The organism is Rhodococcus sp. RD6.2 (assembly GCF_001040705.1).
In the GTDB taxonomy this organism is placed as follows: Bacteria; Actinomycetota; Actinomycetes; order Mycobacteriales; family Mycobacteriaceae; genus Rhodococcus_G.
The window spans coordinates 625,655-637,756 of sequence record NZ_CVQP01000001.1 but is presented as its reverse complement, the minus strand read 5'-3'; the positions used below and the strand labels follow the sequence as shown (position 1 = coordinate 637,756).

Annotated in this window: 12 protein-coding genes; 6 read left to right on the top strand and 6 right to left on the bottom strand. The window is 68.7% G+C overall.

Going from position 1 to position 12,102, the window contains the following annotated elements; all coding sequences use genetic code 11:
* Positions 1-67: 67 nt before the first annotated feature.
* The 4 genes from mshB to RHCRD62_RS02815 all read right to left on the bottom strand — a co-directional run bounded on the left by mshB (position 68) and on the right by RHCRD62_RS02815 (position 6,168).
* Positions 68-970 (bottom strand): N-acetyl-1-D-myo-inositol-2-amino-2-deoxy-alpha-D-glucopyranoside deacetylase, encoded by a 903-nt coding sequence (gene mshB, locus RHCRD62_RS02830; protein ID WP_253277166.1) that lies wholly within the window; start codon positions 968-970, stop codon positions 68-70.
* The gene (locus RHCRD62_RS02825; RefSeq protein ID WP_050063441.1) at positions 967-2,760 is read right to left on the bottom strand and encodes an ABC transporter family substrate-binding protein; all 1,794 of its coding nucleotides are present in this window, start codon (positions 2,758-2,760) and stop codon (positions 967-969) included. The genes mshB and RHCRD62_RS02825 overlap by 4 nt, the downstream gene beginning before the upstream one ends.
* Positions 2,761-2,868: 108 nt before the next feature.
* Complete coding sequence (gene typA, locus RHCRD62_RS02820) at positions 2,869-4,764, bottom strand: translational GTPase TypA (protein WP_050063113.1); 1,896 nt, start codon at positions 4,762-4,764, stop codon at positions 2,869-2,871.
* Positions 4,765-5,019: 255 nt separating this feature from the next.
* Positions 5,020-6,168, bottom strand: a complete 1,149-nt coding sequence (locus RHCRD62_RS02815) for a LuxR C-terminal-related transcriptional regulator (protein WP_050063112.1) — start codon at positions 6,166-6,168, stop codon at positions 5,020-5,022.
* A 113-nt stretch (positions 6,169-6,281) separates the two neighbouring features.
* On the opposite strand from RHCRD62_RS02815, the gene RHCRD62_RS02810 reads away from it, so the two are divergent.
* Positions 6,282-7,694 (top strand): FAD-binding oxidoreductase, encoded by a 1,413-nt coding sequence (locus RHCRD62_RS02810; RefSeq protein WP_050063111.1) that lies wholly within the window; start codon positions 6,282-6,284, stop codon positions 7,692-7,694.
* Positions 7,695-7,778: 84 nt separating this feature from the next.
* Positions 7,779-7,955 carry a hypothetical protein gene (locus tag RHCRD62_RS26020; RefSeq protein WP_171018702.1) on the top strand — a complete coding sequence of 59 codons (177 nt, stop codon included), beginning with the start codon at positions 7,779-7,781 and terminating at the stop codon, positions 7,953-7,955.
* 10 nt (positions 7,956-7,965) lie between these two features.
* Here RHCRD62_RS26020 and RHCRD62_RS02805 read toward each other — a convergent pair whose 3' ends face one another.
* The gene (locus RHCRD62_RS02805; protein ID WP_050063110.1) at positions 7,966-8,382 is read right to left on the bottom strand and encodes a (deoxy)nucleoside triphosphate pyrophosphohydrolase; all 417 of its coding nucleotides are present in this window, start codon (positions 8,380-8,382) and stop codon (positions 7,966-7,968) included.
* 15 nt (positions 8,383-8,397) lie between these two features.
* On the opposite strand from RHCRD62_RS02805, the gene RHCRD62_RS02800 reads away from it, so the two are divergent.
* Positions 8,398-8,685 carry a 4a-hydroxytetrahydrobiopterin dehydratase gene (locus RHCRD62_RS02800; RefSeq protein ID WP_050063440.1) on the top strand — a complete coding sequence of 96 codons (288 nt, stop codon included), beginning with the start codon at positions 8,398-8,400 and terminating at the stop codon, positions 8,683-8,685.
* Here the strand turns inward: RHCRD62_RS02800 and RHCRD62_RS02795 are convergent.
* A complete protein-coding gene (locus tag RHCRD62_RS02795; RefSeq protein WP_050063439.1) occupies positions 8,630-9,847 on the bottom strand; it encodes a mannosyltransferase in 1,218 nt (405 codons plus the stop codon). The two genes, RHCRD62_RS02800 and RHCRD62_RS02795, sit on opposite strands and share 56 nt — an antisense overlap.
* Positions 9,848-10,282: 435 nt before the next feature.
* On the opposite strand from RHCRD62_RS02795, the gene RHCRD62_RS02790 reads away from it, so the two are divergent.
* From RHCRD62_RS02790 to RHCRD62_RS02780, 3 genes are all read left to right on the top strand, one after another.
* A complete protein-coding gene (locus RHCRD62_RS02790) occupies positions 10,283-11,053 on the top strand; it encodes an Rv1157c family protein (protein WP_172670989.1) in 771 nt (256 codons plus the stop codon).
* Positions 11,054-11,159: 106 nt separating this feature from the next.
* Positions 11,160-11,498: a hypothetical protein gene (locus tag RHCRD62_RS02785; protein ID WP_050063109.1), complete on the top strand. Its 339-nt coding sequence runs from the start codon at positions 11,160-11,162 to the stop codon at positions 11,496-11,498.
* A gap of 53 nt (positions 11,499-11,551) precedes the next feature.
* Entirely contained in the window at positions 11,552-12,085 is a 534-nt protein-coding gene (locus RHCRD62_RS02780) for a nuclear transport factor 2 family protein (RefSeq protein WP_253277165.1), read from the top strand.
* The last annotated feature ends 17 nt before the right edge of the window (positions 12,086-12,102 follow it).

Sequence of the window (12,102 nt, the reverse complement as noted above, 5' to 3'; positions counted from 1 at the left end):
TGAAGCTCACACACACTTGGAAGTCACACAGGTGAATCGACCACAGCGTAGCCCGCGCAAGGCCGTTTCACAGTCCGGAGAACAGATCCCGTTCGCGTCCGTCGGCGGCCACGTCACCGAGCGTCCCGCGCACCAGAACGTAGTGCTCGTCGACGAGGATCGGCTGCACGATGTCGTTCGACAGCGCGTACTCCGTCCCGCTCGGCGACACCGTCACCTGCGTCGCATGCGCCTCGAAGGCCGCCACCTTCGCCGCCAGGTGCTCACGAACGTCGACCGTCGTCGTGACCTCGGAGTCCGGAACGCACGGCAACTCACCGGGTTCGGGCAGACGCCAGCTCGCCGGGAACTCGGTGATGCACTCGAGACCGGCAGCCAGAGACGTCTCCTCGGTCACGGTCCAGTACAGCTTCGCCACGTCCCACGGAGCCCCCGCTCCAGCATCCGACGCGGCCGACTCGACAGCCGCCGTCACGACGTCGTGCACCCGGATGTGGTCGGGATGGCCGTACCCGCCCTGCGGGTCGTAGCAGACGACGACCTGCGGTCGACGCTCCCGGATCACCCGGACCAGCGCCTCGACCACCTCGTCGGCATCGGCGTTCACGAACGCCCGCGGATTCCGTGCGGCCGGGGTGCCCGCCATCCCGGAGTCACGCCATCGACCGGCGCCGCCGAGGAACAGCGGCGAGGACACCCCGAGGCGGCCGAGTGCCGCGGTCAGTTCCAGGATCCGGTATCCCCCGAGTTGGTCGGCCTGATCGGCGACGAGACCGGCCCAGCTCTCCCCGATGACCTCGCCCTCCTCGCCGAGAGTGCAGGTCACCACCGTGACCTCGGCGCCCTCCGCCGCGTACCGGGCGATGGTGCCGCCGGTCGTCAGCGACTCGTCATCGGGGTGCGCGTGCACCAGCAGCACACGTCGGGCCGGCGTCGAATCGTCCACGGCAGTCATGTGTTGCGTCGTCATCCCTGAGTCCTCGACCAGTTCGCAGCGTCACCGAAGATGCCGACCTCGATCGCCCCGGACAGCGTCACGCCGTCCACGTCCGGCCCCGCCGCGACCACCGTCGTGTCCTGCAGGATCGGCAGCACCGCAGCAAGTTCCCACAGGCGCGGCTCGGCCTGGGAGATCACCTGCCCGACGTCGCCGACGCCACGCAGTGCGGCATCGATCCCCTGCTGCAAGGCGGGATCACACAGGCCCGAAATGTTGCTCGGGGCTTCGAGATTCGGAGCGTCTTCCGAATCCTCGTCGGAAGCTTCCGGCGCTTCGGTCGCCGCGGTGCCTGCGGCTGCACTCGGCTCGCCCGTCGGCTCCGCCTCGGGTGCAGCGGGCAGGGGGCACCCGTATCGGGACGCCAGCACGGTCGCGGGATCCGCGCCCGCACGCGCCCAGCCGACGACCGCGTCCACACGACCCTCGACCAGTGCCTGCCCGTACAGTTCCTCCGCACGCATCGTCGTGACGTCGACCAGGACACCCGCGCCGCGCAACTGGTCGGCAACCGTGTTCGCAACCGCGATCGCGGAGTCGTCACCGGTGGTCGCACCGATCGTCAACGCCAGCTGTTCGCCGTCGCGAACCAGACGCACCTCGTCCTCCCGACCGTCCGCGGAGTCGTCGGGCTGCGCCTGCGGGACGTCGAGAATCCACCCGGATTCCGCGAGCAGACGCAGCGCGTCGTCCCGGGTGAGCGCGGGCGGAGCCGTCGGAACGTAGCCGGGTGCGGACGGTGCGAGCACCTGAGCTCGGGCGACCGTCGCATTCGCGCCCGACGGCGACCCCACCGATGCGAGCAGATCCGTGTTCAGCAGGCCGGTGAGGGCACGCCGCACACGCTGATCCGCGACGGCATCGGTGCGGCCGTTGAACGTCAGGTCCAGGACTCGCGGTTGCGGTGTCGTGCCCGCCCGCACCCCGGGGACCGCGGCGAGCTGCGCCTGCAGGGAACCGGCCCCGCGCACCTGCACGACCTGGGTGTCACCGGACCGGACGGAATCGGTGAGCTGGGCGTTCGATCCACCGCGCCGCATCAGGATCTGATCGGGCGTCGCAGGCGTTCCCCAGAAGCGGTCGTTGCGTTCGAGCAGGATCTCGTCACGCCCACGGTCGACGCTCTTGATGTGGAAGTGCCCACCGGAAACCGGGATGTTCTCCGCGAGCCCACGGGCGAAACCGCCCGGGGTGTCCTTGACGAGATGCGACGGCAACAGGTCCGTGAAGAGTTCGCGCCATGCCGGATAGGGCGACGTCAGGGTGACGGTGACGGTCTTGCCGCCCGCCGACGAGGCGATGTCGTCGATCAGCGCGTAGCCGGCGGGGTCGACGACGCCGGGCTGGCTGATCATCTGCCGCCACAGGTAGCGGAAGTCCTCGGCAGCGATCGGTGCGCTGTCCGACCACTGGGCTTCGTTGCGGAGTTGATAGGTGATCGTGAACGGCGCCTGCGACGTCACGTCCGCTGTCACGACCAGCGACTCGTCCGGCACCCAGTCCGTCCCGCCCGGCACGGTCGGACTCTGGATCGGCCGGAAGGGACTCGGCAGCACCATCGAGGTGACGGCCGCATTGACCGGCGACTGGTCCGACAGCAGGTGCGGGTTGAAACCCTGCCCGATCTCGTCGATCCCGACGACGACGGTGTTCTTGGTGGGAACGGTGGTGGTGGGTTTCGGACTGTCCGTGCTCTCCACCGGGGGTGGAGGGTTCGCCGTGCAGCCCGCCAGGGCCAGTCCGGAGACCAACACGGTCACCATCCGCAGGATCGCTCGCACCCACCGTTCCCTTCGTAAGCGGCTACGTCGCCTGTGCGCCTTCGCGGTAGTCGGAGCTACCGCGAAGGCGCACAGGCACGTCAGCGCACTTTACAGCGCAGCCTTGTCACGGGACTTCGCGCGCGAACGCTCGCGGGCGCGCTCGGTCGCGTTCAGGTGCACCTTGCGGACGCGGATGGCCTCCGGGGTGACCTCGACGCACTCGTCGCCTGCGCAGAACTCCATCGCGGACTCGAGGGTCAGCTCGATCGGCTTCGCAAGAGTCTCCGTGACGTCGGCCGTCGCCGAACGCATGTTGGTGAGCTTCTTTTCCTTGGTGACGTTGATGTCGAGGTCCTCGGCACGCGGGTTGATGCCCACGACCATGCCCTCGTAGGTGTCGGCACCCGGGTCGACGAAGAACGTGCCGCGATCCGACAGCTGGATCATGGCGAACGGGGTCACGGTGCCGCTCCGGTCCGAGACGAGCGAGCCGGTGTGGCGCGCGCGGATCTCGCCGGCCCAGGGGCCGTAACCGTGCGAGACGGCGTTGGCGATGCCGGTGCCGCGGGTTTCGGTGAGGAAGTCGGTGCGGAACCCGATCAGGCCACGCGACGGGACGATGAACTCCATACGGACCCAACCGGTTCCGTGGTTGGTCATCTGGACCATCTTGCCCTTGCGGTTGGCGAGCAGCTGCGTGATCGCGCCGAGGTGCTCTTCCGGGGTGTCGATGGTCAGCTCCTCGAACGGCTCGTGCAGCTTGCCGTCGACCTGACGGGTGACCACCTGCGGCTTGCCGACGGTCAGCTCGAAGCCCTCACGGCGCATCTGCTCGACGAGGATGGCCAGCGCCAGCTCGCCTCGGCCCTGCACCTCCCAGGCGTCCGGGCGGCCGATGTCGAGGACGCGCAGCGACACGTTGCCGATCAGCTCGGAGTCCAGGCGCGTCTTGACCATGCGCGCGGTGAGCTTGTGGCCCTTCACCCGGCCGACGAGCGGCGAGGTGTTGGTTCCGATGACGACCGAGATCGCGGGCTCGTCGACGGTGATGGTCGGCAGTGCGACCGGGTTCTCGGTGTCGGCGAGGGTGTCACCGATCATGATCTCCGGGATGCCCGCGACGGCGACGATGTCGCCTGCGCCTGCGCTCTCGCCGGGCTCACGGGTGACGCCGACCGTCTTGAGCAGTTCGGTGATCTTGACGGTCTTCACGCCGTCGGCATGCATCCATGCGACGTTCTGGCCCTTGCGGAGCTGGCCGTTGTGGATGCGGACCAGCGCGAGACGACCGAGGAAGTCGGAGGCGTCGAGGTTGGTGACGTGGGCCTGCAGGGGTGCGTTCTCGTCGCCCTTGGGCGCCGGGACGTGCTCCATCAGCACGTCGAAGAGCACGTTGAGGTTCTCGGTGTCGGGCGCCTGGCCGTCCTCGGGACGGTTCAGCGACGCCTTGCCCTCACGGCCCGACGCGTACAGCACCGGGAGGTCGAGCAGCGCCTCGGCGGCCTGAGCGGCCTCGTCGTCGAGATCGGACGCCAGGTCGAGGAGCAGGTCCTGGGCCTCGGTGACGACCTCCTCGATACGGGCGTCGGGGCGGTCCGTCTTGTTCACGACGATGATGACCGGCAGGGACGCCGAGAGGGCCTTGCGGAGCACGAATCGGGTCTGCGGCAGCGGGCCCTCGGACGCGTCGACGAGCAGGACGACGCCGTCGACCATGGACAGGCCGCGCTCGACCTCACCACCGAAGTCGGCGTGGCCCGGAGTGTCGATCACGTTGATGACGGTGACGGTGCCGTCTTCGTTGTGGCGGTGAACCGCGGTGTTCTTCGCGAGGATGGTGATGCCCTTTTCGCGCTCCAGGTCACCGGAGTCCATCACGCGGTCGACCAGCTCGGCGCGCTCGGCGAAGGCGCCGGACTGGCGCAGCATCGCGTCGACGAGGGTGGTCTTGCCATGGTCGACGTGCGCGACGATGGCGACGTTGCGGAAATTGGTGGTGCTCACGCGGGGCGTTCTCCTGGCTGCTGATGGGGCCACACGAATTTGGGGTCGCACGGCTTCTGGCTGCCGCTACGCGCATGCGTGATTTCCATTCGCGACCCCCGTCAAACCGAACGTCGCGTGCCAAATCGACATTTTGCGCTGGTGCAGGGACTGCGGCCAGCGAACATCCTACCCGCCCGCGCCCCGGTTCCACACATCACAATCCTCGATCACGGCCCCTGACCAGGGAATAGTGATCTGCGACACTGGTGGCGTTCAGGGCTGGGCGAACCACCCGGACGGCCCCACCCGGGAGTCCTTACGTGGGGCGTAGTGGTCGAAGAACACCCGAGCGCTGAGTTCCTTCCGGTTCGAGACGCCGGCCTTGTCGAAGACGACCTTGAGGTGGTCCTGCACCGTGTACGGGGACAGATGCAGTGCTTTGGCGATCTCGGCGGTGCTCGCCCCGCGCAGAACCCCGTCCACGACGTCGCGTTCCCGCGGCGTCAGCCCGAACGCCGCCACCACCAGCGGCACCACCTCGGGTGCGCCTGCCGGCTCGATCGTCACCACGACCTGCGTGGGATGACCCGCGCGCCCGGTGAGCGCGGCGGCGTGGACGGCCAGCCACTGGCCGGTCCCCGAGCGGACCCGCACACGCGGAGGAGCCGACGTCCGCCCCGCCGCGAACGCCCGCGCACCCGCCAGCGTCGCCAACACCGGCTGGGGAAGCTCCGCCCAGAGGTCCCCACCGAGTTCCTCGACGCGCGCTTGCGCGGCCTGGGTGGCCTGGCACAGCTGGTTGTGGTGGTCGAAGGTGAGGACTGCGGGACCGTCCACCCTTTCCGCAGCGAACCGCCCTCCCGATTCGACGCCGACCTCGCCCCCCAATGCCGCGTCCACGATCAGGCCGGCGCGAACCCCGACGGCGAGCGTCCCGGACAACCCCTGGAGGAAATCGGCCTCCGCCGGGCTGAACCCACTGCCACCCGCCCGCCGATAGACGGCCAGGCCGCCCCACACGTCTCCACCGGTCCGGATCGTCGCCCGCATCTCGTGCCCGAGGTCGAACATCGGCTCGAACAGGTCCCGGAACCGGGAGCTGCGCCTCGGATCGCCCCCGGTCTCCTCGTGCAGGATGCTCACTCCAACCTTGCGACGAGCCAGATCGGTGAAGAGACTGACGTTGTCCTCGACGTACTCGTGGAAGGCGAACTCGACCTCGCACGGGTTGTCGAGTCCGGACTTGACCGAACCGGTCACCATCGACGTCGCTGGATCGATCGTGCCGAAGCACGCCGCGTCGAACGGCACCGCCTTCGTCAACAACTCCATGGCAGTCAGGCCGAACTCCTGCCACGACCCACCGGCCCGAGACAGAGCGTCGAGCTTGGTGCGGACCGTTTCCGCGCGCATGGTCGTCATGGCGTGGAATCCTCCCGTGCGCGGCGCAATTCCGACACCCCAGGTTCCTGGGATGTCGAAAGCCCGGTCCCGAGGGATGTGCCCGGCCGTCGCACCGCCGGAGGCTGTCGGCCATGACATCGACACCGATCGACCTCGACGCCCATCGCTCCCGCACCCGCTCCGCCACCGCCGCGTGGGATCTGCTCGCCGCCGACCTCGACGGAACGCTCCACCTTCCGGGCGATCAGGACTGGCCGGCCGCGACCCTGGCGTGGAACGTGAGCGTGACGCAACATCCCGCCGCGGTCGTCACCGCCGCGACCGTCGCCGACGTCGTCAAGACCGTCCGCTTCGCCGCCGACTGCGGTGTCCGCGTGACGGCGCAGCCGGGTGGCCACGGTGCGAACAGGGCGCTCGACGACACCCTCCTGATCCGGACCGCTGCCCTCGACGACATCTGGATCGACTCCACCGCGCGGACCGCGCGAGTCGGAGCGGGCGTGAAGTGGGGTGCGCTGCAGTCCGCACTCGACGGAACCGGCCTGACCGGATTGGTCGGCTCGAATCCCGACGTCTCGGTGGTGGGCTTCTGCCTAGGCGGCGGACTGTCGTGGTTCACCCGCCCGTACGGGCCGGGATCGGGGTCGCTGAGCGCGGTCGAACTGGTCGACGCGGGCGGCACGCACCGGTGGATCAGCGACGACACGTCCCCCGAACTGATGTGGGCACTTCGCGGGGGAGGCGGCGAGTTCGGCATCGTCACCGCGGTCGAGATCGACCTGTTCCCGGCTCCCGAGATCACGGGCGGCCGAGTGGCCTTCCCCGCCACCGACGCCGCGGCGGTGCTACGCGCTGTCGCCGCCCTGACGGCCACCGCTCCAGCGGAACTGTCGGTATGGGCGTCGATCATGCACTTCCCCCCGATCCCGGAGCTGCCCGACGAGATCCGCGGGCAATCGTTCTGCTTCGTCGACGCGATACTGCTGGGCTCGGAGGACGAGCTCACGAACCACTTGGCCTCGATCCGCGCGACGGGCACGGTCCTGCGCGACACGACTCGCCCACTGCTGCCCGGCGACGTCGGCACGATCTGCGAGGAGCCGACGGATCCGTCACCGGGCGTGCACTCCTCGATGATGCTCACCGCGTTGGACGACGACCTCGTCGACCTGGTCGTCGAGCGCGCCGGTACGGCCGGCTCGCTTCCGCTGAGCCAGATCCAGTTCCGCCACCTGGGCGGTCCGTCGCGTACCGGGCGGGCGGGCGCATTCGACCTCCGGCCTCGTGGCGCCGAGTATGCGGTGATGACGCTGACCGTCGCGCCTGCACCCGATCTGCTCGCTGCCGGAGCGGAGGCGATGTCGACGTTGTTCGACGAGCTCGCCCCCTGGTCCGCGGGCCCCACCGTCCCGACGCTGCTCGGGCCGAGCGAGTCCCTGGACCGCGCTTTCGACGCACCGGTCCTGGACTCGTTGCGGCGCCTGAAGGAGTCGGTCGATCCGTCGCACGTGATCCGCGGCAACTACCCGGTGCACGGCCGCTGACCCGGCGTCCCAGGCGACTGAGGACACGCTAACCTCCCTCGGAGAGTCGCTTCGTGGTTGTCGAGTGGAAGGTCCCGGTCGCCAATGAGCAAGGTCAAGGCGAAGAAGGTGTCGAGCCTGAAGCCGAAGAAGAAGTGCTGCCGCAGCAAGACCCGGTGTGTGAAGTGCCCGGTCGTCATCATGCGGATGAAGAAGCTCGAGGATCAGGGTGCAACAGGCAAGGAACTCAAGAAGGGCCTGAAGAAGGCGCGTGCCGCCTGAGCTGACCGACCTACCTGACTGCGAGGAGGCCGATCAGCTCGGGCAGCCAGGCGCGATCGTTGGGTACGAGGTCGGCGCCCAGGAGGTCGGTGGCGCCGACCCACCGCACCGCGGCATGTTCGAGCGCGACCGGGACGCCCGATCTCAATTCCACGGCGTACGCCCGCAGCACCATTCCGTTCGGCAGCGGGACGTCCACACCGATCCGCGCGCCGACGACCGTCTCGACACCGAGCTCCTCGCGCAGTTCGCGTCGTAGTCCCTCGGCAGGCGTCTCGCCAGGTTCGATCTTGCCGCCGGGAAGTTCCCACCGGCCTGCCAGTTCCGGTGGGCTCACGCGCTGCGCGAGCAGCAGCCGGCCATCGTCGACGATCGCCGCGGCGGCCACTTCCCGCCGGTCGTCCCTGTTGCTCGCACCCGTGTGCATGGGACCATCATGACCATGGCCGAGTTGCTGACCGACGCAGAGGTCGCCGAGGCACTGACGGGGCTGCCTCAGTGGCGCCGCGACGGCGCGGCGATCGTTCGAACCGTCGAACTGCCCACGTTTCCCGCCGCGATCACCCTGGTCGACCGGGTGGCCGAGATCGCCGAGTCGGGCAATCACCACCCCGACATCGACATCCGCTGGCGAACTCTCACCTTCCGGTGCTCCACCCATTTCAAGGGCGGAATCACCGATCTGGACGTGACGCTGGCGCGGGCGATCGACCGGCTGGCCGCGGGCTGACCCGACCGGCGTAGATCACCCACAGGAAGAAGGCCGCCGTCCCGATGACGTCGACCGCACCGAGCCACGCCAGCAGGCCGGGCCGGGAGATCAGCCAGATCGAATCCTGGAAGAAGCTCAGCACCCACGGCACACCGACCAGGATCGACGTCAGCCACGCTCCGGCGAGGATCTTCGAGCCGAGACGGTCGGCGAGCGGACCGTGCACCAGCCAGATCGACATCGGGATCAGCCACACCCAGTGGTGCGACCAGGAGATCGGCGAGAGCAGCAGCCCGAACAGTTGGACGATCACCAGCGTGCCCAGCAGATCGTCACGCCCGAGAGACCGCCACGCCAACCACGCGAGCGCTGCCGCGACCGCGACCCCGACGAGCCACACGCCGCCGCTGCCGACGTCGTGACCGGCGACGCGGCTGATCGCGCCGCGCAGGGACTGGTTCCAGACCGACCCGACCGGCCCGATCCGCGACGCGTCTCCGAGCAGGTGCTCGAAGTAGGTGCGCGCCTCGTTCCCGATCAGCAGGTAGCTGAGGGCGACGGTGCCACCGAAGGCGACCGCGGCGAACACCGCGTCCTTCCAGCGGCGCCGCAGCACGAAGTACAACCCGGTTACTGCCGGAGTCAGCTTTATGCCTGCGACGAATCCGACGAGCCCGCCCGCAACCCACCACCGAGTCGAGCGCACCGCGACCATCGCCCCGAGCGCGAGGAAGACGTTGACCTGTCCGTAGTCCAGGGTGGTGCGGACCGGTTCCGTCCACATTCCGACCACGGTCCACAGAAGGGCGATGGAGGTCCATCGGTGGTCGAGTCCACGTGTCCACGCCGTTCGGGTGCCATGAAGCAGTTCGATGCTCATCCTGACCAGCAGGTAGAGCGCTGCGATCGTCGCGAGCTGCCATCCGATGCCGACGACCGGGAACGGCAGATAGTGCAGTGGGAAGAAGACGAGTGCGGCGAACGGCGGGTAGGTGAACGGCAGCGGGAAGTCGGGCGTCACCTCGGAGTACGTGAAGTCGTACAGGTCGCCCTGGAGCAGGGCCGCAGATCCGTCCACGTACACGTGCAGGTCGACGAGGTTCATGCCGTTGGCGCTGAGCAGGGACCATGCCATCCGCGCCGCGACCGAGACGAAGAGGAGCAGGGGTGCCAGCCGCAGGAACCGGTCCGCCCGTGTCCTGGGGCTGCGGGCCGGGGCGGCGTCGTTCGCCTCGGACGCAGGAGTCGTCTCGGACACTGTGCTCGTGTTCTCCAGGGTGGTGGTGTTCCTGCGGGCCGGACCCGACTTGGTCGTCGGCGAGCCTACGTCAGGGGCGGCGGACTCGATGCACGGCGACGGCAGCAAGTAACAGTTGCATCAACTACCTCAGAGTTCACTCCCGTAACACGCTATCGTCGGGACGTCGACATCGTCGGAAGTACCAGTGAGTAGACTTCCGCGGGTGCTCGCCCCTCGCCATTGCGTGGGACGGTCACGGCAAACGCTGTACAACGCCAGAAGCCCTGCATAGAGTGACCCTTCGACAACGAGGGGCCTACTGGGCCAGTCGTCGCCTTAGGGACGCCGACGTTTGACGACAAGGATGGGGACACCGTGCTTCGTACGCGAGGAACGCGCACATCGATCATTGCGCTGGCGATTGCCGCCGCCGCAGTCGCGCTACCGGCGAGCGCGTCCGCCGAGCCCACGGTCCCCCAGATCCCTGAGGGCCTGGATATCGAGGCCCTCGCCTCGCTCGCCCCCGCGATCGTCGGTGCAGCCGCGGGCCCGATCGAGCTCGGCGTGACGGACATTGCCAACCCGCAGGCAGATCTGCTCGCGCAGGCGAAGGCGCTGCTCGAGGCGTCCAACCTGCCCCCGCAGACGAAGTCGACCCTCCAGCGTGTCATCACGTTCCTCGACGGCAGCGGCGGCGGCGGCCCGGAGCTGCCCCCGGAGAGCGGCCCGGTCATCTCCCAGTTCCTGTACCCGACCATCGGCAAGGGCTGCATCGGCGGCAAGTCCGACTCGATCGGTGCGGCGCTCGCCGTTCCCGGGCCCGCGCACCTGCCCCCTCCGGGACCGAAGGCCGGCGAGACGGGTTTCGTGTTCACCGCGCTCGGCACCAGCAAGGCCACCGAAAAGCAGCCTGCGCCGCTGGTCGTCGACTGGGTCAACATCGACCACCCGAAGACCGGCCGCACCGAGCTGACCACCGCGTCCCGGATCAACCCGGACGGCCCGGCCACCCTGTCCGGCATCGCCCAGACCGGCCAGGGCCGCGTTCTCGCCGTGGTCTCCGGTGGGCTCACCACGGAGACCGAGGGCGGCGCAGCCGTTACCTGCAGCTTCCTCCCGACCGTCGGGACCGTGTACGTCCCCTGATCGGGAAGTTCCGATCGACGAACTCACGAAGGCCCCTCGCGTCACGCGAGGGGCCTTCGTTCATTCGCCGGGTCGTGCGGTGGGCCGCACCGTGGTAAACCGGGGAATGGCCACTCGCAGTCGACGCTCCGTCAAGTCCGTGCGCTCCAGTCGGTCGATCCTGTCCATCCGCTCGGAGGGATCCATCCTGTCGATCGGGTCCGCGTACTCGATCCTGTCGATCGGCTCCGCCTTCTCGATCCTCTCGATAGGGTCGATCGGATCCGCCGGTTCCGCGCTGTCGTCCGGCTCGTTCGGTAGCCTCGGTTCCGCGCTGTCGGGCCTGTCCCGATGGTCGGTGCTGTCCTGGCGGGCCGACGGCGAGGGTCCCGGAGACCGCCCACTTCACGTGCTGGCGGAGGAACCGGAACTCGCGGCGTCACCGCTCTCGCATACCCAGACCTGAGCCGAAACCGGGATCGCCCCATCCGGTTTCGACCGACACCGATGGAGGACCCCGTGACCCTGCCCGGCAACGACGCCACACTCGCCCCGACCGGAGGCCGCTGGAGCCGGGAGGAACTGGAGCAGGCATTCGCCGGCTACCAGCGCACGGTGGAGACCGCGAAGGAGACCGGGAACTGGGACCTGTTCGCGGACATGTTCACCGAGGACGCGAACTACGTGGAGCACGCATACGGCACGTTCTCCGGCCGCGAGGAGATCCGTCCGTGGATCAACCGCACGATGTCGAGCTTCCCCGGCAGTCACATGACGGCATTCCCGGCGCTGTGGCACACCATCGACGAGCAGCGGGGCTGGGTGATCTGCGAGATCGACAACCCGATGTGCGATCCGGGCGACGGATCGGTCCACGGCGCGTCGAACCTGACGATCCTGCACTACGCGGGCGACGGGCTGTGGTCCTGCGAAGAGGACGTCTACAACCCGATGAAGTTCCTTGCGATGGCCAAGAAGTGGTGCCGCGCCGCCGAGTCCGCGGGCACACTGCCGGACGAGGCCCGTCGGTGGCTCGCAAAGGTCGGCGGCTGACACCGACCGGCCCGTCA

What these genes read in the sequence shown, in the direction of transcription:
- RHCRD62_RS02825 (WP_050063441.1), bottom strand. Translation starts at nt 2,760, where the DNA reads ATGGTGACCGTGTTGGTCTCCGGACTGGCCCTGGCGGGCTGCACGGCG.
- RHCRD62_RS02800 (WP_050063440.1), top strand. Translation starts at nt 8,398, where the DNA reads ATGGCCGAGTTGCTGACCGACGCAGAGGTCGCCGAGGCACTGACGGGG.
- mshB (WP_253277166.1), bottom strand. Translation starts at nt 970, where the DNA reads ATGACGACGCAACACATGACTGCCGTGGACGATTCGACGCCGGCCCGA.
- RHCRD62_RS02785 (WP_050063109.1), top strand. Translation starts at nt 11,160, where the DNA reads ATGGCCACTCGCAGTCGACGCTCCGTCAAGTCCGTGCGCTCCAGTCGG.
- RHCRD62_RS26020 (WP_171018702.1), top strand. Translation starts at nt 7,779, where the DNA reads ATGAGCAAGGTCAAGGCGAAGAAGGTGTCGAGCCTGAAGCCGAAGAAG.
- RHCRD62_RS02805 (WP_050063110.1), bottom strand. Translation starts at nt 8,382, where the DNA reads ATGCACACGGGTGCGAGCAACAGGGACGACCGGCGGGAAGTGGCCGCC.
- RHCRD62_RS02810 (WP_050063111.1), top strand. Translation starts at nt 6,282, where the DNA reads ATGACATCGACACCGATCGACCTCGACGCCCATCGCTCCCGCACCCGC.
- RHCRD62_RS02815 (WP_050063112.1), bottom strand. Translation starts at nt 6,168, where the DNA reads ATGACGACCATGCGCGCGGAAACGGTCCGCACCAAGCTCGACGCTCTG.